Source organism: Phenylobacterium sp., from assembly GCF_031181185.1.
Classification (GTDB): domain Bacteria; phylum Pseudomonadota; class Alphaproteobacteria; order Caulobacterales; family Caulobacteraceae; genus Phenylobacterium.
This window is the reverse complement of sequence record NZ_JAPSKZ010000051.1, coordinates 1-21,567: the sequence shown is the minus strand read 5'-3', so window position 1 is coordinate 21,567 and position 21,567 is coordinate 1. Positions and strand designations below refer to the sequence as shown.

At 69.5% G+C, this 21,567-nt stretch carries 23 protein-coding genes; 11 read left to right on the top strand and 12 right to left on the bottom strand.

Translation table 11 applies throughout. The features are described 5' to 3' along the window. Positions 1 to 157: 157 nt before the first annotated feature. A complete protein-coding gene (locus RIF93_RS08575) occupies positions 158 to 334 on the top strand; it encodes a DUF1328 family protein (protein ID WP_309090365.1) in 177 nt (58 codons plus the stop codon). A 63-nt stretch (positions 335 to 397) separates the two neighbouring features. Here RIF93_RS08575 and RIF93_RS08570 read toward each other — a convergent pair whose 3' ends face one another. Beyond that, positions 398 to 1,579, bottom strand: a complete 1,182-nt coding sequence (locus RIF93_RS08570) for a DUF3089 domain-containing protein (protein WP_309090363.1) — start codon at positions 1,577 to 1,579, stop codon at positions 398 to 400. 134 nt (positions 1,580 to 1,713) lie between these two features. Between RIF93_RS08570 and RIF93_RS08565 the strand changes: the two genes are divergently transcribed. Next, positions 1,714 to 4,071 carry a membrane-bound PQQ-dependent dehydrogenase, glucose/quinate/shikimate family gene (locus RIF93_RS08565; protein ID WP_309090361.1) on the top strand — a complete coding sequence of 786 codons (2,358 nt, stop codon included), beginning with the start codon at positions 1,714 to 1,716 and terminating at the stop codon, positions 4,069 to 4,071. A 22-nt stretch (positions 4,072 to 4,093) separates the two neighbouring features. Here RIF93_RS08565 and cobS read toward each other — a convergent pair whose 3' ends face one another. Continuing rightward, the gene (cobS, locus tag RIF93_RS08560) at positions 4,094 to 5,095 is read right to left on the bottom strand and encodes a cobaltochelatase subunit CobS (RefSeq protein ID WP_309090359.1); all 1,002 of its coding nucleotides are present in this window, start codon (positions 5,093 to 5,095) and stop codon (positions 4,094 to 4,096) included. A gap of 82 nt (positions 5,096 to 5,177) precedes the next feature. Between cobS and RIF93_RS08555 the strand changes: the two genes are divergently transcribed. Next, positions 5,178 to 6,050: a TauD/TfdA family dioxygenase gene (locus RIF93_RS08555; protein ID WP_309090357.1), complete on the top strand. Its 873-nt coding sequence runs from the start codon at positions 5,178 to 5,180 to the stop codon at positions 6,048 to 6,050. Here RIF93_RS08555 and RIF93_RS08550 read toward each other — a convergent pair. The 3 genes from RIF93_RS08550 to RIF93_RS08540 are packed head-to-tail and all read right to left on the bottom strand — an operon-like array spanning position 6,047 to position 9,525. Further along, positions 6,047 to 7,309: an MFS transporter gene (locus RIF93_RS08550; RefSeq protein ID WP_309090355.1), complete on the bottom strand. Its 1,263-nt coding sequence runs from the start codon at positions 7,307 to 7,309 to the stop codon at positions 6,047 to 6,049. The two genes, RIF93_RS08555 and RIF93_RS08550, sit on opposite strands and share 4 nt — an antisense overlap. 57 nt (positions 7,310 to 7,366) lie before the next feature. Beyond that, on the bottom strand, positions 7,367 to 8,449 hold the full coding sequence (uvsE, locus tag RIF93_RS08545; RefSeq protein WP_309090354.1) for a UV DNA damage repair endonuclease UvsE: 1,083 nt from the start codon (positions 8,447 to 8,449) through the stop codon (positions 7,367 to 7,369). Beyond that, the gene (locus tag RIF93_RS08540; RefSeq protein ID WP_309090352.1) at positions 8,446 to 9,525 is read right to left on the bottom strand and encodes a hypothetical protein; all 1,080 of its coding nucleotides are present in this window, start codon (positions 9,523 to 9,525) and stop codon (positions 8,446 to 8,448) included. The genes uvsE and RIF93_RS08540 overlap by 4 nt, the downstream gene beginning before the upstream one ends. A gap of 74 nt (positions 9,526 to 9,599) precedes the next feature. Here RIF93_RS08540 and RIF93_RS08535 point away from each other — a divergent pair, with 74 nt between their 5' ends. After that, positions 9,600 to 10,742, top strand: a complete 1,143-nt coding sequence (locus tag RIF93_RS08535) for an aminotransferase class I/II-fold pyridoxal phosphate-dependent enzyme (RefSeq protein ID WP_309090350.1) — start codon at positions 9,600 to 9,602, stop codon at positions 10,740 to 10,742. Here the strand turns inward: RIF93_RS08535 and RIF93_RS08530 are convergent. Beyond that, complete coding sequence (locus RIF93_RS08530) at positions 10,739 to 11,398, bottom strand: J domain-containing protein (protein WP_309090348.1); 660 nt, start codon at positions 11,396 to 11,398, stop codon at positions 10,739 to 10,741. The genes RIF93_RS08535 and RIF93_RS08530 overlap by 4 nt on opposite strands. Positions 11,399 to 11,450: 52 nt before the next feature. Between RIF93_RS08530 and RIF93_RS08525 the strand changes: the two genes are divergently transcribed. Genes RIF93_RS08525 through RIF93_RS08510 form a run of 4 tightly spaced genes read left to right on the top strand, consistent with a single transcriptional unit; the run spans position 11,451 to position 15,486 of the window. Then, complete coding sequence (locus RIF93_RS08525; protein WP_309090346.1) at positions 11,451 to 11,723, top strand: BolA family protein; 273 nt, start codon at positions 11,451 to 11,453, stop codon at positions 11,721 to 11,723. A 60-nt stretch (positions 11,724 to 11,783) separates the two neighbouring features. Further along, positions 11,784 to 12,281, top strand: coding sequence for a 2Fe-2S iron-sulfur cluster-binding protein (locus tag RIF93_RS08520; RefSeq protein WP_309090344.1), 498 nt, complete (start codon positions 11,784 to 11,786; stop codon positions 12,279 to 12,281). After that, the gene (locus RIF93_RS08515; RefSeq protein ID WP_309090342.1) at positions 12,278 to 13,225 is read left to right on the top strand and encodes an FAD binding domain-containing protein; all 948 of its coding nucleotides are present in this window, start codon (positions 12,278 to 12,280) and stop codon (positions 13,223 to 13,225) included. The genes RIF93_RS08520 and RIF93_RS08515 overlap by 4 nt, the downstream gene beginning before the upstream one ends. Continuing rightward, the gene (locus tag RIF93_RS08510) at positions 13,222 to 15,486 is read left to right on the top strand and encodes a xanthine dehydrogenase family protein molybdopterin-binding subunit (RefSeq protein WP_309090340.1); all 2,265 of its coding nucleotides are present in this window, start codon (positions 13,222 to 13,224) and stop codon (positions 15,484 to 15,486) included. Before RIF93_RS08515 ends, RIF93_RS08510 begins: the two co-directional genes overlap by 4 nt. 200 nt (positions 15,487 to 15,686) lie before the next feature. Here the strand turns inward: RIF93_RS08510 and RIF93_RS08505 are convergent, their stop codons facing one another. Both RIF93_RS08505 and RIF93_RS08500 read right to left on the bottom strand, forming a co-directional pair. Further along, on the bottom strand, positions 15,687 to 15,947 hold the full coding sequence (locus RIF93_RS08505; protein WP_309090338.1) for a hypothetical protein: 261 nt from the start codon (positions 15,945 to 15,947) through the stop codon (positions 15,687 to 15,689). Further along, entirely contained in the window at positions 15,948 to 16,238 is a 291-nt protein-coding gene (locus tag RIF93_RS08500; RefSeq protein WP_309090336.1) for a hypothetical protein, read from the bottom strand. 147 nt (positions 16,239 to 16,385) lie between these two features. Here RIF93_RS08500 and RIF93_RS08495 point away from each other — a divergent pair, with 147 nt between their 5' ends. Beyond that, complete coding sequence (locus RIF93_RS08495) at positions 16,386 to 16,595, top strand: cold-shock protein (RefSeq protein ID WP_309090334.1); 210 nt, start codon at positions 16,386 to 16,388, stop codon at positions 16,593 to 16,595. Between the two features lie 51 nt (positions 16,596 to 16,646). Here the strand turns inward: RIF93_RS08495 and RIF93_RS08490 are convergent, their stop codons facing one another. From RIF93_RS08490 to RIF93_RS08475, 4 genes are all read right to left on the bottom strand, one after another. Then, the gene (locus RIF93_RS08490) at positions 16,647 to 17,024 is read right to left on the bottom strand and encodes a response regulator (protein ID WP_309090333.1); all 378 of its coding nucleotides are present in this window, start codon (positions 17,022 to 17,024) and stop codon (positions 16,647 to 16,649) included. 186 nt (positions 17,025 to 17,210) lie between these two features. After that, complete coding sequence (locus tag RIF93_RS08485; protein WP_309090332.1) at positions 17,211 to 18,500, bottom strand: HlyC/CorC family transporter; 1,290 nt, start codon at positions 18,498 to 18,500, stop codon at positions 17,211 to 17,213. Beyond that, positions 18,497 to 19,609: a 3-dehydroquinate synthase gene (gene aroB / locus RIF93_RS08480; protein WP_309090330.1), complete on the bottom strand. Its 1,113-nt coding sequence runs from the start codon at positions 19,607 to 19,609 to the stop codon at positions 18,497 to 18,499. Before aroB ends, RIF93_RS08485 begins: the two co-directional genes overlap by 4 nt. Beyond that, positions 19,606 to 20,169 carry a shikimate kinase gene (locus RIF93_RS08475; RefSeq protein WP_309090328.1) on the bottom strand — a complete coding sequence of 188 codons (564 nt, stop codon included), beginning with the start codon at positions 20,167 to 20,169 and terminating at the stop codon, positions 19,606 to 19,608. Before RIF93_RS08475 ends, aroB begins: the two co-directional genes overlap by 4 nt. Positions 20,170 to 20,220: 51 nt before the next feature. On the opposite strand from RIF93_RS08475, the gene RIF93_RS08470 reads away from it, so the two are divergent. Together RIF93_RS08470 and RIF93_RS08465 are read left to right on the top strand one after the other, a co-directional pair. Next, on the top strand, positions 20,221 to 21,324 hold the full coding sequence (locus RIF93_RS08470; RefSeq protein WP_309090326.1) for a hypothetical protein: 1,104 nt from the start codon (positions 20,221 to 20,223) through the stop codon (positions 21,322 to 21,324). Next, on the top strand, positions 21,321 to 21,567 hold a 247-nt coding region (locus tag RIF93_RS08465), incomplete at its 3' end, for a site-specific integrase (protein WP_309090325.1). The genes RIF93_RS08470 and RIF93_RS08465, both read left to right, overlap by 4 nt.

Sequence of the window (21,567 nt, the reverse complement as noted above, 5' to 3'; positions counted from 1 at the left end):
CTTGAACGGCTCGAGGGGACTTTCCGGGTTCTTCGCCATCGCGTTCGTCTTAGATCAGGCCTGACCCGGCGGGAAACAAGGAAGTGGCGGAACATCCAAGGCGAAGCCGGGTTCATGCCGCGGGCCGCCTTGTGGCCCAGTTTGAGGAGAGAGGGCCATGCTGAAATGGGCTCTGATCTTCGCGATCGTCGCCATCGTGGCGGCGGCCCTGGGCTTCGGCGGCATCGCCGGCGCGGCGGCCGGCATCGCGAAGTTCCTGTTCTTCCTGTTCGTCGTGGGCTTCGTGGTCTTCCTGGTGCTGGGCCTGATGGCCGGCCGGAAGATGACACGCTAGCGACCTGGGAAGTCCCGGAAGAAGGAGCGCCCGCTCTCCGACCGGAGAGCGGGCGCTTTTTCATCACTTCGATTTGGCGAGGTAAGCCTTCGACTGCTGGCCGACGATATCGACCAGGTTGCCCATGGCGATGTTCACGTCGATCAGGTGCAGGCCCCAGTCTTTGAGGATCATGTTCCCGGCCCCGACGTCGCCGTTGATGTCGTCGGTACGCGGATCGGACGGGTTGGCGTTGAGGCGCGCCGAGAGATAGTTGAACCCGTCCTTCGACACGCACTCACCCGTGATGAAGCCTGGCAGCGACACGAAGGGCGTGGTCGGGTTCGGCTTGCCCTTCACCCATACGGGCGGCGGCGCGCTGGAGCTGGCGATGTTCGTCGTGTTCGACAGGTAGGCCTTCAGCTCGCCCTTGCCGCCGCTCAGCGCCGCGGGGTTCGTGCAGGCCGCCTGCATGCCCGGTTGCTGGACCTTGCCGAAGCGGGCGTTGGCGGGCGGCGGGCTCGTCTCGCGGAAGGTCACATAGCTGATGGCGCAGCCGGTCTGGGCGGCCGACTTGCAGAGCGGAATGGTCTTGAACTGGCCGGTGTCCTTGCCCGCCTCGACCGGCAGGTTCGAACCCAGGATCAGGGCCGAGACCAGCTGCTTCTGGACCGGCTTGCCCTCGACTTCGGCCGGGATCATCCGCTGCAGCACGCCCGAACCCTGCGAGTGGCCGATCAGGACCACGCCGCGGCCCTTGTTCTCGTGGGTCAGGTAATGGTTCCAGGCGTCGACCACGTCGTTGTAGCCGACCTGGCGGGTGGCCGGGTCCGTGGCGCCTGGCATCGGCGTGCCGCTCATCATCGAGCGAAGCCCCGCCAGGGTGAACTGTCGATAGACCGGCGCGAAAATCCGGCACTTCGAGCCGAAGCGGGCCAGCTGCTGCCGCACCACGTTCAGCTCGGCAGGATCGGCCTTCATGTCCGACACCACGCCCGGATCGGTCGAGACCGTCGGATAGACGTAGAAGCAATCGATCGGCGCTTTGGGATCGGCCTTGAAGGTCTCGACCCTGCTGGAGCCGTCGGCGTTGATCACCGTCGTGGTCAGGTCGACGGCGCAGGCGTCGTTCGCCTTGCCGGGGTAGCAGAGCCAGTTGGCCTTGTCGGCGTAATCGTTCCTGGCCGGCGCCTGCTGCGCGCTGGCCGAGCCCGCCGCCAGCAACAGGCCCACGCCGAGCGCAATGCCGCTCACGAGCGTCTTCATGGTCGTCCTCCCCAGATCGAAATTGCTTTTCGAAGAATGCGTACGATGATCGCGCGTGGAAGCGTCGCCGTCCAGCGGCGAGCGCGCCGGAAAACAAGCGCCGTCTCAGGCGCACACAAGGGGCGGGGAAACAGATGTCGGAAAAGGGCAGGGGCCGTGCAGGCCTGATCGGCGCGATCCTGGGCGGCGGCTTCGTGGGCCTGGTTGGGCTGGCGATCCTCGCGGGCGGCGTCCAGCTCGCGATGCTCGGCGGCTCGCCCTACTACCTGGCCGCGGGCGTCGCGATCGTGGCGACGGCGGGGCTCCTGGTCCTGCGGCGGCCGCTGGCGGGCCTTGTCTACGCCGCGCTGCTCGTGGCGACGCTGGTCTGGGCCTTTTGGGAATCGGGCTTCCAGTTCTGGCCGCTGCTGCCCCGGCTCTTCGCGCCGGCCGTGCTGGGCCTGATCGTGGCCCTGACTCTCCTGGCCACGCCCAAGGGGCGGCCCCGCGGGCGCGCGCTGCTGGCGGTGCTGCTGGCTTCCGGCGTGACCTTGGCGGTGCTGGGCGCCGCGATCCCCGGAACCTTCAGCCAGGGCCAGGCCAAGACCGCCAAGGCGCCGCTGTTCCAGCCTCTGCCCGCCGCCGGGGGAAGCGACTGGCGCTACTACGGCCGCGATCCGGGCGGGCAGCGCTACGCCCCGTTCGACCAGATCAACGCCGGCAACGTGAAGGCCCTGAAGGTCGCCTGGACCGTGCGGACCGGCGCCAAGCCGATGCGCGGGTCCGAGGACCAGAACACGCCGCTGCAGGTGGGCGACACCGTCTACCTCTGCACACCGACCAATGTGGTGATCGCCGTCGACGCGGACACCGGCCGCGAGCGCTGGCGGGCGGACCCGAAGGTGAAGCCCCACTTCTGGAACCGCTGCCGGGGCGTCGGCTACTACGAGACGGCGGCCGCTCGCACTCTGCCGCCTGGCCAGCCGGCGGCGCTGTGCGACCGGCGGATCATCTCCTCGACCATCGACGCGCGGCTGATCGCCTACGACGCCGCCACCGGCGCCCGTTGCCCCGCCTTTGGCGAGGGCGGCGTCGTCGATCTGAAGACCGGCATGGGCGAGGTGCGCGGCAACTTCTATTTCCAGACCTCGACGCCGACCGTGGCGGGCGACCGGATCATCATCGGCGGCTGGGTCACGGATAACCAGGAACTCCAGGAGCCGGCCGGCGTGGTCCGCGCCTTCGACGCGGTGACCGGCGAGCTGGTCTGGGCCTGGGACCTGGGCAATCCGGCGATCACCAAGCTGCCGCCCGATGGCCAGACCTACACCCGCGGCACGCCCAACGTCTGGTCCACGCCGGCCTTCGACGAGGCGCTGGGGCTGGTCTATCTGCCGACCGGCAACGCCACGCCCGACTACTGGGGTTCGCATCGGTCGTCCGCGTCCGACCGCTACAACTCCTCGGTGGTGGCGCTCGACATCGCGACCGGCCGCGAGCGCTGGCGCTTCCAGACCGTGCACCACGACGTCTGGGACTATGACGTCCCCTCCCAGCCGATGCTGGCCGACGTGCCGGTGGCGGGCGGCGGTACGAAGCCGGCGCTGATCCAGCTGACCAAGCGCGGCCAGGTCTTCGTGCTGGACCGCGCGACCGGACAACCGATCCACCGCGTGGTCGAGAAGCCCACGCCGCAGAACCCGGCGCCCGGCGAGTGGGTGAGTCCCACCCAACCCTACTCCGTGGACATGCCGACGGTGGGCCTGACGCGCCTCAGCGAGAAGATGATGTGGGGCTCGACGCCCATCGACCAGATGCTGTGCCGGATCAGCTTCAAGAAGGCCCGCTACGACGGCGACTTCACCCCGCCGGGCGTCGATCGGCCCTCGATCCAGTACCCCGGCAACGGCGGCGGCCAGAATTGGGGCTCAGGCGCCTTCGACGCCCGCCGCGGCTTGCTGATCGTGCCCGAGATGCGGATGCCGCAGACCGTGCAGCTCGTCCGCACCAACGACCCCAAGGTCGCGACCGGACGCATGAAGGATCGGCCGGCGCAGAGCCTGGGCGCGATCCCTTATGACGCCGAGAACGGCTGGATGCTGGGGCCGCTCTTCACGCCCTGTCTGCAGCCGCCCAGCGGGACCCTCACGGCGATCGACGTGACGACGCGCAAGATCGTATGGCAGGTGCCCGCCGGGACGGCGGAGACCAGCGGGCCGCTAGGCATCGCCTCCGGCCTGAAGATCCCGGTGGGCACATTCGGCCTGGGCGGGCCGGTGACGACAGCCGGCGGCCTGACGTTCCACGCCTCGACGACCGACCCGTACCTGCGGGCCTATGACAACGGCACGGGCAAGCTGCTGTGGCAGGCCAAGCTGCCGGTGGGCGTCGGCGGCACGCCCATGACCTACGTCTCGCCCAAGACCGGCAAGCAGTACGTGGTGGTCTCGGCCGGCGGAGCGCGCCTGACGAAGCAGAAGGGTGACTATGTGATCGCTTACGCGCTGCCTTAGGAGCGGTGAGCGGGTGGCGGCCTTAAGCCACCCGCACCCGGGCGGTGCTTTCCGGCAGGTCCTGGCCGAAGGCGCGCTGGTAGAACTCGGCGACGGTGCCGCGCTCTAGCTCGTCGCACTTGTTCAGGAAGGTCATCCGGAACGCCAGCGCGATGTCGCCGCCGAAGATCTCGGCGTTCTGGGCCCAGGTGATTACCGTCCGCGGGCTCATGACCGTCGAGATGTCGCCGTTCATGAAGGCGTTGCGGGTCATGTCGGCCACCCGGACCATGGCGGCGATGGTCCGCTTGCCCTCGGCGGTGGCGTAGGCCGGGGCCTTGGCGAGCACGATCTCGGCTTCCACGTCGTGGCTCAGGTAGTTGAGCGTCGTGACGATGGACCAGCGGTCCATCTGGCCTTGGTTGATCTGCTGGGTGCCGTGATAGAGGCCGGTGGTGTCGCCGAGACCGATGGTGTTGGTCGTGGAGAACAGCCGGAAGTGCGGGTTCGGCCGGATGACGCGGTTCTGGTCCAGCAGGGTCAGCTTGCCCTGCGCTTCCAGCACGCGCTGGATCACGAACATCACGTCCGGGCGGCCGGCGTCGTATTCGTCGAACACGAGGGCGATGGGGCGCTGAATGGCCCAGGGCAGAATGCCTTCGCGGAACTCAGTGACCTGCTTGCCTTCCTTCAGGACGATCGCGTCCTTGCCGACCAGGTCGATCCGGCTGACGTGGCTGTCCAGGTTCACGCGGATGAGCGGCCAGTTCAGGCGGGCGGCCACCTGCTCGATGTGGGTGGACTTGCCGGTGCCGTGATAGCCCTGGACCATGACGCGGCGGTCGAAGGCGAAGCCCGCCAGGATGGCCCGCGTGGTCTCGGGATCGAACTTGTAGGCGGCGTCCACGTCGGGGACGTGAGGGTCGCGTTCCGAGAACGCCGGGACCTTCATGTCGAAGTCCACGCCGAAGGTCTCGCGCGCGTTGACCTGGGTGTCCGGGACCAGAGTGGTCAGCTTGTCTTCGGTGGTGTCGAAAGCGGCCATGGGAGGCTCCGATTACAGTCTTGCCGGAGCGGAAGCAAACGGGTGTTTTTAAGGGAACGCGCCCGATCGGCAGGAGGTCGACATGCTGGCGGATATCGAGCGGGGCTACCGCACCATTTCCGTGAGGCCGCAGCCTTCCGGCTTCGGCGCCGAGATCACCGGCGTCGATCTCGGCCGGCCGCTAGATGGGGACGCGCTGGCCGAAGTTAAGGCCGCATGGGCGAGACACGCGGTCGTGGCGTTTCCGGACCAGCCGCTGACGCTGGATCAGCTCGAGGCCTTCACGCTGCAGATCGGCCCGTTCGGCGAGGATCCGTTCATCAAGCCGATGCCCGGCCATCCCAACGTGCTGGAGCTGCGCCGAGAGCCCGACGAGAAGGCCACCAACTTCGGCGCTGGGTGGCATTCCGACTGGAGCTTCCAGCCCGAGCCGCCGGCCGCGACGATCCTGCGCTCGGAAGTGGTCCCGCCGGTGGGCGGCGACACGCTGTTCTGCGACTGCGCGCGAGCCTACGAGACGCTGTCCCCGACAATGCAGCGGATGCTGGAGGGCCTGCGGGCCGTGCACTCCGCCACCCGCGCCTACGGCACGAAGGGCGTCTTCGCCCGCGAGACCGAGAAGCGCACGATGGAGATCATCGTCTCTCCGGAAGCCGACAAGAGCCTGACCCACCCGCTGGTGCGGACCCATCCGGTGACGGGGCGCAGGGCGCTCTACGTTTCGCCGGTCTACACGACAGGGATCGAAGGCCTGACCTTGCCTGAGAGCCAGGCGATCCTCGGCTTCCTTTTCAAGCACATGACGGACGAGGCGTTCGTCTACCGGCACAAATGGAAGGCCGGCATGGTGCTGATGTGGGACAACCGCTGCACCGCCCACTTCGCCGAAGGCGGCTACGACGGCCACCTGCGCGTGATGCATCGGACGACCGTCGCGGGAGAGAAGCCGGTCTAGTCCTCGTGCCGGGCCTTGGTGGGGATCAGGCCCGCCAGGCTCAGCACCGCGGCCGCCGCGAGATAGAGCCCCACCGGCGCTAGGCCACCCCGGTCGGCGAGCACCTGCGCCGCCATGGGAGCGAGGCCGCCGCCGATGATGCCGCCGACGTTGAAGGCGATCGAAGCGCCCGAGTACCGCACCCGCGGCGGGAACAGGCTGGGCAGGTAGGCCCCCAGCGGCCCGTAGACGAAGCCCATGGCGAACAGGGCGAGCGACAGCCACGCCCAGATCAGGAACAGCGAGCCCGAGCCCATCATCAGCCCCATCAGGGCGCCGATTACGATCGTGCCGACGCAGCCGGCCATTAGCACACAGCGCGGGTTCGACGCGTCGGACCACCAGCCGGCGGCCACGATGCCCGCGGCTAGGAATAGGATCGCGCCCAGCTGCACGCCCAGGAAGGTCTCGCGGCTGTAGCCCAGCGCCGACGTGCCGTAGCCGAGCGCAAAGGCCGTCGCGAGATAGAAGATGGCGAAGCAGGCCACGACGGCGAAGGTCCCGCCGACCAGGGCGCCGGGATGGCGGCGGATCACCTCCGCCATCGGCACGTGCGCGGGCGGAGCCTCCTTCAGCGCCTTTTCGAACGCCGGCGTCTCGGTGAGCTTCAGGCGCACCCACAGTCCCAGGATCACCAGCACCGCGCTGAGCAGGAACGGAAGCCGCCAGCCCCAGGCGCGGAAGTCTTCGGCGTTCAGCACCAGGCCCAGGATCAGGAACAGTCCGTTGGCGCAGATGAATCCGACCGGCGCTCCCAGCTGCGGGAACATGCCAAAGCGGGCGCGCCAGCCGCGCGGGGCGTTTTCCACCGCCAGAAGGGCCGCGCCGCCCCACTCGCCGCCGAGGCCGAAGCCCTGGCCGAAGCGCAGTAGGCAAAGCAGGGCGGGCGCGATCCAGCCCGCCACGGCATAGGTCGGAAGGAAGGCGATCAGCAGCGTCGAGCCGCCCATGGTCAGTAGCGAGGCGACGAGCGTCGACTTGCGCCCGATCCGGTCCCCGAAGTGGCCGAAGAATGCCGCGCCCACGGGCCTGGCGAAGAACGCCACGGCAAAGGTCGCGTAGCTGCTCATCAGCTGGGCCGAGGGCGAGGCGGCCGGAAAGAACAGGTGCGGGAACACCAGAGCGGCGGCGGTCGCGTAGATGTAGAAGTCGTAGAATTCAACCGCGGTGCCCGCGAGGCTGGCGGTGAGCACGCGGCGCGTGGAGTTGCTGGCCGTCACGTTCGTTTCCCCCTGACTGCAGAGGGCTTCGCCCCGACGCTGCGGTCGGTCAAGACCTCAGAGGCGCGCTTCAGGCTCGTCCGGCAGGCGAGCTGCGCCCTCGTCAGGGTCCTCGTCTTCCGGCAGGGGCTGGTCCGTCTCGATCATCGGCTCCTCGGCGTCCTGGGCCTTCAGACCGAAACGTGCGGCCACGTCCGGGGCGAGCCGCACCAGGTCGGCGCGCAGCTTCAGAAGCGCGAGATCCTTGGACTTGCTCTCCAGCATGACATCGAACTCGAGCCCCTCTACGTCGCGCATGAAGCGGGCGAACTCGAACGGGTTCACGAAGTCGGCGTGGTTGGTGAGCACCGGCGGCAGCAGGGCAGTGGTCTTCTTCCGCGTCTTGGGGTCCTTCCGCGTCAGCTCGCGCAACTCCATGCGCGGCGAAGAGAAGTGCATCTTCGGCCGCTCTCCCTCGGGCCAGGTGGCCAGGATGCGGCGGAGCGTGTCCACCATGTCGAGGCGCTCGGGATTGAGGCACCAGAAGTGCTGGTAGTCGAAGACGCAGCGCACGCCCGTCTGTTCGTGCACCCACAGCACGTCCGCGGCGCTGAATCGGATGTCGTCGTGCTCCAGAACCAGCCGCCGGCGAACGTGCTCGGGCAGGGTGGGCCACCGCTCCGCCCATCGCGCGCGGCTGGCGGTGAGATCGCCGTAAACGCCGCCCACGTGGGTGACCATCACCGCCTCTGGCCCGAGTTCCATGCGGTCCAGCATCTCGGCCTGCGAAGACAGGTCCCAGATGCTCTTCTGCGTCAGGACCTCGTCAGGGCTGTTCAGCAGCACGAACTGCGAGGGGTGGAACGACAGCCGGATCCCGAGATCCCGCGCCTTCCCGCCAATGGCCCGCAGCTCGGCGTCGCTCTCGGCCACCATGTTGTGGAATTGCGGCATATCCGGGTGGGTGGCGTAGGGCGCCAAGTCCGAGGACAGGCGGTACATGTCGATCCGCCGCGCCGCCAGGTAGTCGAGGATCTGGTCCACGTACTCGAGCGAGACCTTCAGGTGGGGCTGGCTCTGCCACCTGCGGGTGTCGTTGCTCTTCAGGGGGCGGCCCAGCACTTTGACGGGAAATCCCAGCCGAAGGGGCTTGGAGCTCATGCGTGCACCTCGTCAGTTTCGTCGAAGCCGAGCCTCCGGATTAAGGCGTTCCAGTCCAGCAGGCGCAGGGCGCCCCCCGTCGCGGCCCGGTGCCCCGAGCCGTAGTTCTCGTCCGCGCCGGGCGGCGCGTGCTCCGCCAGGAAGGCGATCAGGTCGCGCGGGGCTGCGCTGCGGACGGCGAAATGGACGAAGCCTGGACGAAACCCGGCGTTCGCCGCCATGACGATCTGGCCGCGCAGCCGATTGCGCCACTGCTGAGCCAGCAACGGGTGGATCTGGCAGGGACTGTCGGCGCGGATCAGCGCCACCTCACCCCGGATCTTGGGCGCCGACCGACGCCCCGCCTGGAGGGCGGCGGCCACCTCGGCCTTGGCGTCCAGGAGCGCGCGGGCTTCGGGCCGTCGGCCGTCGGTGATCTCCTCCGGCCCCTTCGCCGTCAGCAGCAGAGTCAGCGCAGGAGAGGCGTCGCCGCGCGCAGTCCGCCTGGGCGCGTTGATCAGGGACGTCGCGGTGCGTAACCGGGTGACGCCGTGGCGGCTCCGCGCCGCCGCGAGCTCGGGAAAGGACGCATGCTCAGCCATGTCGCCGATCAGGCCCAGGGCGGCGAGCCAGACGAGATCGTCGACCTCCGCCAGCGCGCCGGCGCACCAGAAGGCAAGCAGGCTCGTGCTCGGCTCAGGCTGCAGCCCATGCCCGCTCACCGCCCATGCGGCGGCGCCGCGCGGGACATGGTGGTCGATGACCAGCTGTGGCACGCCGGGCGCGATGTCCCCCTCCGCCTGACCCAGGTCGCAGGCGATGATCCCGCCCAGCTCCTGCCCTCGAAGCTCCGCGCGCATCGCCTCGGACCACGCGTTTTCGCCCCGGCCGGCGATTCGCAGCCGCACCGCGCGCCCGCTGCGTTCGAACGCCCGCGCCAGGACCGCCACCGAGCACAGCCCGTCGGCGTCGTTGTGTCCGAGCAGCAGGATCGGGCGATCCGGATCGAACGTCTGGATCGCGGTGAGGAAAGTCTCGCGCGCCGCCTCGCAGACGCTTTCGGGACGTCTGGCCTCTGGGGATTGAGCGGCGAGCATGGGCCCTTAACCCGCGAGCGGGCGGGATTGGTCCCGACATGGCGTGACGACGCGCTTCGGGCTAGGGGAAAGCCATGAGCGACGTCGAACCGTTCTACGCCATTTCCATCAGCGGCCTGGCCCAACGGCTGAAGGCAGAGGGCCGCTCGATCATCCACATGGAGTTCGGCCAGCCTTCCACCGGGGCGCCTCAGGCCGCCATCGAACGCGCTCATGCGGTGCTGGACGCCGAGGCGATGGGCTACTGGGAGAGCGCGCCGCTGAAGGCGCGCATCTGTCGCCACTATGCCGAGACCTACGGCGTTGCGGTCGAACCGTCGCAGATCACGCTGACCTGCGGAGCCTCGCCGGCCTTGGTGCTGGTGCTCTCGGCCACCTTCAAGCCGGGCGACGTGATCGCCATGGCCAGGCCCGGCTACGTCGCTTACCGAAATACGGTGCGCGCCCTGCGGATGAGCGCGTTGGAAATCCCCTGCGGGGCCGAGACCCGCTACCAGTTGACGGCCGCGACGCTGGCCGCGCTGGAGCCTGCTCCGGCCGGCGTGATCCTGGCCAGCCCGGCCAATCCGACCGGCACGGTCATCCCGGCCGATGAGCTGGAGGCGATCGCCAGGGTCTGCCGCGAGCGCGGCATCCGCATCGTCTCGGACGAGATCTACCACGGCCTGAGCTACACCGGCCCGACCCGCTCGATGCTGGAGTTCGAGCCCTCGGCGATCGTCGTGAACAGCTTCTCGAAGTACTTCAGCATGGCCGGCTGGCGGCTGGGCTGGCTGGTGGTGCCGAAGGGCGAGGCTTCGCGGGCGGTGGCCTACATGGGCGCCCTGTTCCTGACGGCGCCGGCGCTCGCCCAGCACGCGGGCCTCGTCGCCATGGACTGTCGCGACGAGCTCGAGGGCCACGTCGCCACCTACCGCCGCAACCGCGAGCTGCTGCTGGAGGCCCTGCCGGCGCTCGGCCTGGAGAAGATCGCTCCGCCGGACGGCGCCTTCTACATCTGGGCTGACGTCGGCCAGCTCACCGACGACAGCCTGTCGTTCTGCAAGCAGCTGCTGCAGGACACCGGCGTCGCCACCGCGCCCGGCATCGACTTCGATCCGGTCGACGGCGGCCGCTTCATCCGCCTAAGCTTCGCCGTCTCGACCCCCGAGATCGAGGAGGCGATCCGCCGGATGATCCCGTGGTTCGCAGCGCGCCGAGAGGCGGTCGCCGCCTAAACCATCCCGGTTTTGCGCAGGGCCTGGTACGCCTTGATCACCCGCTGCAGCTTGTGCTCGCCCGAGCGGTCCCCATTGTTGGCGTCCGGGTGCAGGCGGCGCACCAGCTCGGTGTAGCGGCTGCGGATCTTGGCGGAGTCGGCGTTCTCGTCGAGGTCGAGGTCCGCCAGCGCGTTGCGCTCGATCTTGCCCAGATGACGAGCCTCAGGATCCGGTGTTCGCGCCTGGCGGTTCGCGCTCGCGCCGAACAGCTCGTGGTAGTCCTTGTACCCGCCCTGACCCTTGGCGAACTTGTGCACGAAGGCGGCGGACTCCCGCGACATCCGCCCCGCCTTCATTTCCCATGTGGGACGCCCGCCCGTCTTCAGCTCGTCCTCCTGCCGCCGACGCACCTCGTCTTCGGAGAGGCCGGCGAAGAAGTTCCAGTTGCGGTTGTACTCGGCGGCGTGCGGCTGGCAGAACCAATAGTGCTCGTTCAGCATCTCCCGCGACTTGGGCGCGCGCGCGGTCGCCGCCCGGCGGCAGCCGGGATGGTCGCAGGCCCGTTCGCCGGGCTTGAGGGCGTGCACGTCCTCGGCCGTGTTGTCCTCCTCCTTCGAGGGGGGACGCACGCGGATGTCGACGAACTTGGGCCTGTATTGAAACGCGCCGGGCATGGGCCAAGTATGGGGGGCAAAGACTTCCCTTCAAGAATTGAACAGCAGGCTGATGGGCGCCATAATCGAGGCCATCCGGGACAAGCTGACCGCCGCCTTCGAGCCGACCCGGCTCGAGGTTGAGGACGACTCCGCGCGCCACCACGGCCACGCGGGCGCCAGACCGGGCGGCGAGAGCCATTTCAACGTCACCATCGAGTCGGCGGCCTTCCAGGGTACGCCCCGCGTAGCCCGCCAGCGGATGGTTTATCGCGCCCTGGCCGAGGAGCTGGCGGGGCCGGTGCACGCGCTGTCCGTGAAGGCCCTGGCGCCCGGCGAGCCTTAGGCGCCAAACTGATCGGCAAGAGCCGCTGCTTGCGGCCGCGAATTCGGCGAGGGGGAGACGTTGCGGACCACCATTACCGTCAACGGGCAGGCGCGGACTCATGACCTCGACCCCCGCACCACGCTCCTCGACTACCTGCGCGAAACACTGCGGCTGACCGGCGCCAAGAAGGGCTGCGACCACGGCCAGTGCGGCGCCTGCACGGTGCTGGTGAACGGGCTGCGCATCAACGCCTGCCTCTCTCTGGCGGTGGCCCACGACGGCGACGAGGTGGTCAGCATCGAGGGGCTCGGGACCGCGGACGACCTGCATCCGGTGCAGCAGGCCTTCCTGAAGCACGACGCGTTCCAGTGCGGCTACTGCACGCCGGGCCAGATCTGCTCGGCCGTCGGGATGCTGGAGGAGGTCAAAGCCGGTTGGCCTAGCCAGGAAACCTCCGACCTGACCGCGCCTGCCACGCTCACCGGCGAGGAGCTGCGCGAGCGGATGAGCGGCAACATCTGCCGCTGCTCGGCCTATCCGCAGATCGTGGCGGCGATCCAGGAGGTGGCCGGATGAGGCCGTTCACCTACGAGCGGGCGGCTACGCCCGAGGCTGCGGTGAAGGCGGCGGCGGAGACGCCGGGGGCCCGATTCATCGCCGGCGGCACCAACCTGCTGGACCTGATGAAGCTCGACATCGAGCGGCCCGCCCACCTGGTCGACGTCTCGCGGCTGCCGTTGGCGCGGATCGAGGCGGAGGGCGAGGGGCTGCGGATCGGGGCTGCGGCGACGAACAGCCAGGTGGCGGCGGACGTCGAAGTGCGCGCGCGCTATCCGGTGCTCGCCCAGTCGATCCTGGCCGGCGGCTCGCCGCAGTTGCGCAACAAGGCCAGCGTCGCCGGCAACCTCCTGCAGCGGACCCGCTGCGCCTACTTCTACGACACCACCAAGCCCTGCAATAAGCGCGAGCCCGGCTCGGGCTGCGGCGCGCTGGAGGGACTAAACCGCAACGCCGCGATCCTGGGCCAGAGTCACGCCTGTATCGCCACTCATCCCTCGGACATGGCCGTGGCCTTGGTCGCCCTGGCTGCAGAGGTCGAGACGCTGACGCCGTCGGGCGAGGCGCGGCGCTTCCCGTTGGCCGAGCTGCACCGGCTGCCGGGCGAGCGGCCCGAACTCGACACCCGCCTGATCCCGGGAGAGTTGATCACCGCTGTGGTGCTTCCACCGCCGCCAGCGGGCGGGCAGGTCTACCGCAAGGCCCGCGACCGGGCCTCCTACGCGGGGGGCCTCGCCAGCGTGGCGGTGGCCGGCGACCGGCTGGCGCTCGGCATGGTGGCCCACAAGCCCTGGCGCGCGACGCAGGCTGAGGCCGCGCTGAAGGCCGGGGCCTCGGCCGCGGAGGCAGTCGGAGAGGAGTTGAAGGAGGCCGCCGCGACCGGCCGCAACGACTTCAAGGTGACCCTGACCGCGCGCTTGGCCAGCGCCGCCATCTCCGAAGCCAAGGGGAGCGCCACATGAGCTCGGTCCGCGACTGGGAAGCGCCGAACCCGATCAAGGAAGGGCGGCAGGGCGTCTTCGGCAAGCCCGTCGACCGCTATGAGGGACCGCTGAAGGTCACCGGGACGGCCCCCTACGCCTATGAGGTCGAGACGCCGGCGCCGGCGGCCTATGGCGTGATGATCGGCGCTGCCATCGCCCGCGGGCGGATCGTCGCGGTCGACGCGGCCGAGGCTCAGGCGTCGCCGGGCGTGCGCCTGGTTTGGACCCATGCCAACGCGCCCGCTCAGCCGCCGGCCGGCACGCGCCGGCATCCGCGCAGCACCGCCGGCGCGCGGCCGGCTCTGGCTGGCGACCGTGTGACCCACTTCGGGCAGATCGTGGGCTTGGTGGTTGCCGACACCTTGGAGCAGGCGGCGGCCGCGTCTCACCTCGTGCGCCTGACCTACGCCGAGGAGCCGCCGACAGCCGACTTCCACGCCAGCCTCGAACACGCCACGGATCCGCCGGGCGAGGAAGACGTCGAGATCGGAGACTTCGACCTGGGCTTCGCCGCAGCCCCGGTCAGGCTCGACGAGACTTGGACCACGCCGATCCAGAACCATTGCCAAATGGAGCCGTGCGCGACGACCGCCTGGTGGGAGGGCGAGAGCTGCGTCGTCCACACCTCGGTCCAGATGGTGAAGCCGGCCCAGCACGGCCTGGCCGAGACGCTGGGCATCGACCGCGATGCGGTCCGCCTCCTCACCCGCTACATCGGCGGCGGCTTCGGTGGAAAGGGTCAGACCTACGACGACCTGACCCTGGCGGCGCTGGCCGCGCGGGAGTTAGGGCAGCCGGTGAAGGTCGCCTTCACCCGCCGTCAGATGATGCACGGCACGATCCACCGGCCGGCGACGGTCCAACGGGTGCGGCTGGGCGCCGACCGCGACGGCCGGCTCACGGCCATGTCGATCATGTCTTGGACGCACTGCCACCGCGAAGGCAGCTTCACCGAGCATGCTTCGAACTTCGCGCGCAGCCTGTATGCCGCGCCCAACCGCCTGACCGGCCACCGGCTGGTGAAGCTGGACCTGCCGGGCGCGGGCCCGATGCGCGCGCCGGGCGAGGCGTCGGGCACCTTGGGCCTGGAGTGCGCGATGGACGAGCTCGCCGAACAGCTCGGCCTCGATCCCATCGAGCTGCGGATCCGCAACGAGCCCGAGGTGGATCCGGAGACAGGCCGGCCGTTCTCGATGCGCCAGCTGGTCCGCTGCATGCGTGAAGGCGCCCAGATGTTCGGCTGGGATCAGCGCAACCCGAAACCGGGGCAGGTGCGAGACGGCCGGTGGCTGGTGGGCATGGGCATGGCCGCCGCCATCCGGGGAAACTTCCTGCTGCCGGCGAAGTGCAGCTTCACAGTCGACGGCGACGGCGTGGTCACCGTGCGCCAGGGTATGACCGACATCGGCACCGGGACCTACACGGTGCTCGCTCAGATCGCCGCCGAGACCCTGGGCGTGCCGCTGGCCCAGGTGCGGGTGGAGATCGGAGACTCTGAACTGCCGCCGGCGCCCGGCTCGGGCGGCCAGTTCGGCGCGGCCACGGCCGGATCCGCCGCCCTCGACGCCGGCATGAACCTGCGAAAGGCGGTCGCGGAGCTCGCGGTCGCCGATCCGGCGTCGCCGCTGCACGGCGGCGATCCGGCCCAGGTAGGCTTCCATGACGGCTTGGTGGCCATTGAAAACCGCACCGAGGCGCTTGCCGACCTGATCCGCCGCGCCGCCCCCGCCGGTGTGACGGCCGAGGGCGAGATCCGACCGGCGGCGGACGCCCGCAACTGGAGCCAGCACACCTACGGCGCCCACTTCTGCGAGGTAGGCGTCGATCCGGTCACCGGCGAAACCCGCGTGCGACGGATGCTGGGCGTGTTCGCGGCGGGTCGGATCGTCAACGCCAAAACCGCCAGAAGCCAGCTCACCGGCGGGATGATCTGGGGCGTGGCCTCGGCCATCCATGAGGGCAATGCGGTCGACACGCGCTACGGCTCGCTGATCAACCAGGACCTGGCGCAGTACGTGCTGCCCGTTCAGGCCGACATCGGCGAACTTGACGCCATCATGCTCGCCGAGGTCGACGACAAGGCCAACCCGCTGGGCATCAAGGGGGTCGGCGAGCTGGGCAACTCAGGCGCGGGCGCGGCGGTAGCCAACGCCATCTACAACGCCTGCGGCGTGCGCGTGCGCGACTATCCCATCACGCCCGACAAGCTGCTGCCCGGCCTGATCGCAAACGGCTTCTAGACCGCTTCCGGATCGGCAGAACAGTTCTGCGGAAACGGCGCTGGCGCAAGGCCAAGCTCGTTCCTATCTCCCGGTCGTTACGGGAGACGGGACGTGAAGATTCTGCTGTCGCTGATGGCGCTGGCCGGTTCGGTGGCCTTCCTGGTCCAGGACCTGACCATCCGCGCCCTCGATTATCTCTGAGGCGGCGGCCGGGGCGCTCAGCCCTGGCCGCGCTCGAGCACGCTCTCGGCCACGCCGCCCTGTTCGATCTTCACGCCGAGGAACCGCATCGTCCCGCCGGCGAAGCTGACGTCCGACACCGGCGTGTTCGGGTCCCGCGTCAGCCGGCTGGCGTCGCGCAGCGTCAGCTTCAGGGTCATATCCTCGCGCGCTACGCCGTCGGCGACGGCCGCCTCGATCTGGCTGCGGAAGCGCTTGTCAGGGGTCTCGCCGGGGCGGGCGCTGGCTGTCTTGGTCATCTAGAGGCCCTTGAATCCGTGTTCGCCGAAGACCCGCACTTCGCAGGCCCGGCCGCCGTCCAGCATCGTCCGTGCGTGGCGGTTCGCGGCCGCCTTGGCGATTTCCTTGTCCGCGGAGTGGCCGAAGCTCTCGCCCTCGTGCTCCACGCGCCAGACGCCTTCGTGTCGTGTGACGGTCAGGACCGCCCTGTCGGGAACTGCTCGCATTTTCATGTAATTAGCACAACTACATGGCAAAGCTGGCAGGGTTTTTTGGAAATACTGCTTGCGCTCTGGCCTGAAGAGCATCATTATTTTCTGGTCAAATATCGTTTTGGCTCGCCTGCCGTCTGCGCCGATGTCTTATGATTTTCGGCCAGCAACCACGTCGACCCTCTCCGAAAATTTGATCTCAACGCTCATCTTGGGCTTGAGAACTCATGTCCGAAAGGGACGATCATGCAAGTTGGCACCGTGAAGTGGTTCAACGGCCAAAAAGGCTTCGGCTTCATCCAACCTGACGAAGGCGGCAACGACGTGTTCGTGCACATCTCCGCCGTCGAGCGCGCGGGCCTGGCCTCGCTGCACGAAGGTCAGAAGATCGGCTTCGAGCTCGAGCGCGACAAGCGCAGCGGCAAGATGTCGGCCGGTCAGCTCCAGGCCGTCTAAGGTCTGAAGGAGGCCCGCTGTGGCGGGCCTCCGGTTTCGGGCGCGGTGGGCTTAGCCCGCCGCCGCCCGAAGCTCGCCCAGCACGCGGGCGAGGTCGCCCTCCCGGAAGGGCTTCTGCAACACCGGCGTGCCGCGGTCTGCCTCGCGAAGGCCCGCGTCGCCGTATCCCGTGGCGAAGGCGAAGGGCGCGCGGCGCTCGCGCAGCAGGTCCGCCAGCGGGAAGATGGGCTGCCCGCCCAGGTTCACGTCCAGCACCGCACAGTCCAGGTCGGCGCTCTTGGCGAGCTCCATGGCCTCGTCCAGCCGCGACGCCGGCCCGACGACCGTGCACCCCAGATCGCTCAACATGTCCTCGATCAGCATCGAGACCATCATCTCGTCTTCGACGACGAGGACTTTCAGGCCTTCGAGGCTCGGCTGGTCGGTCATGCTTGCGGCTCCTCGGCCCGGACGTTCGGGCCACGCGGCGTCTCGCTAATCACAACTCGGTCCGGTTGAACAGCATCTGAACGGCCTCGCGGCCCAGCGGCCGGAAGCGATGCGAAGGCCTGCAAGTCGGCGATCCCCCGATGGCGCATGTTCTGAGCACAACGCAAAGCTCAGCCGTAGGTTCCGTCAGATCCAATCTTCTTCGGGTTCTGGCGGGGAGACGCTCAGCAGCGTGATCTGATTGCCGCGCCGCTCGACCACGCGGAACCGGTGGCGGTGGAAGGCGAAGATCTCGTCCACCTCGGGGATGCGCTGGCACTCATGGATCAGAAGGCCGGCGACCGTCACCGCCTCGTCATCCGGCAACGACCAGTTCATGGCACGGTTCAGCTCGCGGATCGTGACCGAGCCCTCGACCGACACCGTGCCGTCCGGTTGCGGCTTCACGCCGGGTGCGACCACGTCGTGCTCGTCTTCGATCTCCCCGACGATCTCCTCGAGGATGTCCTCCAGTGTCACCAGGCCCTGCAGGGCGCCATATTCGTCGACGACGAGAGCGAAGTGGTTCTGCCGCTTCAGGAAGGCGGCCAACTGGTCTTTCAGGCTGGTGGTCTCGGGGATGAACCAGGGCGTCCGCAGCATGGCAGGGACGTCGAGGGCATCTATGTTCCCATCCGCGCGGGCCATGGCCTGCAGCAGGTCCTTCACGTGCAGAACGCCGACCACGTTTTCGGGCTCGCCGCGATAGATCGGGATGCGGGTGTGGCCGCAGTCCAGGGCCTCGGCCAGGATCTCGCGGGGCGCCAGGTCGCCGTCGATCATCACGATCGAGCGCCGGTGGACCATCACCTCGGACACGTCGAGGTCGGCCAGGTCCAGCACGCCGCCCAGCATCCAGCGGTCGCGCGTCTCCACCAGGCCTTCCGAGTGGTGGTATTCGACCGCCCCTCGGATCTCCTCGTGCGCAGCCAGCACATCTGTTCCGGCATCCAGCTTGATGCCGAAGGGCTTCAGCGTCTGGCGCACGATCCACTGCGCGCCGTCGGCCAGAGGGCCGAAGATCCGCACAACCCAGGAGGTCGGGATCGAGAGGGCGCGGGCGGTGTCGTCGGCCCGGGCGATGGCGATGGTCTTGGGCAGGATCTCGGAGAAGATCACCACCAGCACGGTCATCACGCCCGTGGCGACGACGGCGCCCAGCCAGCCTGGGAAGGCCGCGCCGAGGACCTGGGTCGTCACCACCGAGGCGAAGATGTTGATGACGTTGTTCGAGAGCAGGATCGCCCCGATCATCGTTTCCTGATTGGAGATCAGTCGATTGACCCGCCGCGCCGCGCGGTCGCCGTCGCGCTCGAGCTGGTGCATCCGGCCGCGGCTGGCGGCCGTCATGGACGTCTCGGCGGCCGAGATCATGCCGGACATGGCCAGCAGAAGCAGCAGGGTGGGCGCCAGGCCCGCGAGGATCGCCCAGATCACGGCCGGGCTCCCTCGGTGACCAGGAAGCGGCGCACGGCTTCGGCGTCGACGTCCCTGGCCACGAAGGCCTCGCCGATGCCGCGGGCGAGGATGAAGGTCAGCTTGCCGCCCTCGGCCTTCTTGTCCTGGCCCATGTGGGCGACCAGGCGCGCCGCGTCGAACGGGTGGCCTGGGACCTCGGACATCGTGACGGGCAGGCCGGAAGCAGCGACGCCGCGCACCGCGCGTTCGGCGTCCTGGCCGCTGCACAGGCCTTGCGCCGCCGAGAAGCGGAAAGCCAGGGCCTGACCCACGCCGACGGCCTCGCCGTGCAGCAGGGCCGCGCCGTAGCCGGTCTCCGCCTCCAGCGCGTGGCCGAAGGTGTGCCCCAGGTTTAGGAGGGCGCGGCGGCCCTGTTCGCGTTCGTCCTCGGCCACGATTTCGGCCTTCATCTCGACGGAACGCGCGACGGCGTGGGTCAGGGCCGCGGGCTCGCGCGCCAGCACGGCCGCACCGTGCGCCTCCAGCCACTCGAAGAAGGCGTGGTCGCCCAGCAGCCCGTACTTGATCACCTCCGCGTAGCCGGCGCGCATCTCGCGCTCGGGCAGGCTGGACAGCACCGACAGGTCGGCCAGCACCAGCTTCGGCTGGTGGAAGGCGCCGACCAGGTTCTTGCCGCGCGGCGTGTCGATGGCCGTCTTGCCGCCGACGGAGGAATCCACCTGGGCCAGCAGGGTGGTCGGGATCTGAACGAAGTCGATGCCGCGCTTGTAGATGGCGGCCGCGAAGCCGGCGAGGTCGCCCACGACGCCGCCGCCGAAGGCCGTGACGAGGTCGCCGCGGTCCAGCTCCAGCGCCAGCAGGCGGTCGGTGACGTCGGCCAGGCCCTCGAAGCTCTTGGTCTGCTCGCCCGGCGGCACGATCACCGGGTGGGCGGCGATCCCGGCGCGTTCCAGGGCCGCCGTCAGCCGTGCGCCGTGCAGGCTCCAGACGCTCTCGTCGCTGACAATCGCCGTGCGGCCCCGCTTAAGGAACGGCCGCATGTGCTCGCCGGCGGCGTCCAGCAGGCCATCGCCCACCAGCACCTCGTACGCCCGATGGCCAAGGCCCACTGGGATGCGCCTGGTCATTGGGCCGGCTCCTGCAGGTAGTCCGTCAGCGCCCGGATCACCTGGTCGACGGTGACGTGATGCGCGACGTCGCCGGTCTCGACCGTCACATCCGCCTGGGCATAGACCGGATAGCGCGTCTCGGCCTGGGCCTTCAGCACCTCCATCGGGTCCTTGCCGACCAGAAGCGGGCGAGTGTCCTTGCGCGAGACCCGGCGGGCCAGGGTCTCAAGGTCGGTCTTTAGCCAGACCGAGACCGCGCGCGATTTGATCAGCGCCCGCGTCTCGTCGTTCATGAACGCCCCGCCGCCCGTGGCCAGCACGTGCGGCGGCTGGTCCAGCAGGCGCGAGATCACCCGGCGCTCGCCGTCGCGGAAGGCGGCCTCGCCCAGGTCCGCGAAGATGTCCGAGATGGAGCGCCCGGCCGCGGCCTCAACCTCGGCGTCCGCGTCGCGGAACGGCAGGGAGAGCGCGTTGGCGAGCCTGCGCCCCACGCTGGACTTGCCGACGCCCATGAGGCCAACGAGCGCGATGGTGCGGCGGCGAAGCGGTTCGTAGCGGTCCATTGACGGCGGAGCCATACACGAGCCCGCGCCCTCGCGCCAATCCGAGGGCGCATGTAGGCTGGTCCCATGTCGCGTTTGCTCCTCGCCGCCGCCCTCTTCGCCAGCCTCCTGACCAGCGCCGCCACCGCGGCCGCCCAACCGGTGGAAGTGACCCCGCTCGCCGCGCCGGACGCCTTCTCCACGCCCGGCCGCGAGACCGGCCTGCCGGCCGACCTGTGGCGCGGCGCATCGGCCGAGACCCTGGCCAAGGTGCTGCCGCTGCTGGCGACGAAACCCCTCTCGCCGGCGGCCGCGCGGCTGGCTCGGCGGGTGCTGGCCACCGGCGCGCCCGCGCCGTCGGGCGTGGGCGACGATCCTGGAATTGTCGGCGCCCGGGCGAGCGCCCTCATCGCGCTCGGCGATCCCCAAGCCGCCGGAACGATCCTGGCGCGGGCGGCGGGCCTCGAACGGAATGCCGAACTCTCCCAGGCCGCCGCGGAAAGCGCGCTCCTGGCTGGGGACGAACAACGTGCGTGCGCCATCGCGGAGCGCTTGGGCGAGGGACGCGGGCAGGTCTACTGGCTGCGCCTACGCGCCTACTGCCAGGCCCTGGCGGGCCAGACCGCCGAGGCCCAACTCACCTTCGATCTGGCCCAGACCCAGGCCCGCGACGCCGTCTTCGGCCGTCTGATGGGGGCGAAGCTGGCGGGGACGCCGCCGGGCGCCGCGTCGCTCCGCAACGGGCTGGATCTGGCGCTGTCACGCAGCCTGGGTCTCGACGTCGTCGCCGCAAAGCCCGCCCCGGCGGTGGCGGCGGCCCTGACGCCCGAGGCCGATCCGTTCCCGCCGCCCCCGGCGCTGCCGGCCGACGAGGGGGCCGCATCCTCGGACGCCGCGGTCCTGCTTCTGTCCTCGGTGGGCGACACCCTGGTCAGCGACAGCCCCAGGCTGGCTGCGCTGAACATCCCCGCGGGCAAGATGCCCGGCGGACGCGCGCTCGCGCTTGACCGCGCAGTCGCGGCCGGCGCGATGGGCGAGACGGCGCTCCTGGCGCTGTGGACCGCGTCCGAAGCTGGCCCGGGCGGCCTGACCGCCGCGGACCGCGCCCAACTGGCCTACGCCCTGTGGCGCGTGGGGCTGCGGGACGACGCCGCCTACTTCGTCCTCGAGGGGCTCGCCGGCCTCAAATGAGCAGGGGCGCCGCCTGGGCCGAGGCCTTCCTCGAAATGATGGCCGTGGAGCGGGCCGCGGCGAAGAACACGCTGAGCGCCTACGCCCGCGACCTGGCCGATGCGGCCGGGTTCCTCAACGGGCGGGGCTGCGATCTAGCGGACGCCTCGCCCGAGGACGTGGAGGCCTACTTCCTGGACCTGGGCGTGCGGGGCCTCTCGCCGGCCACCGCGGCGCGGCGGCGGGCGGCCGTCCGCCAGTTCT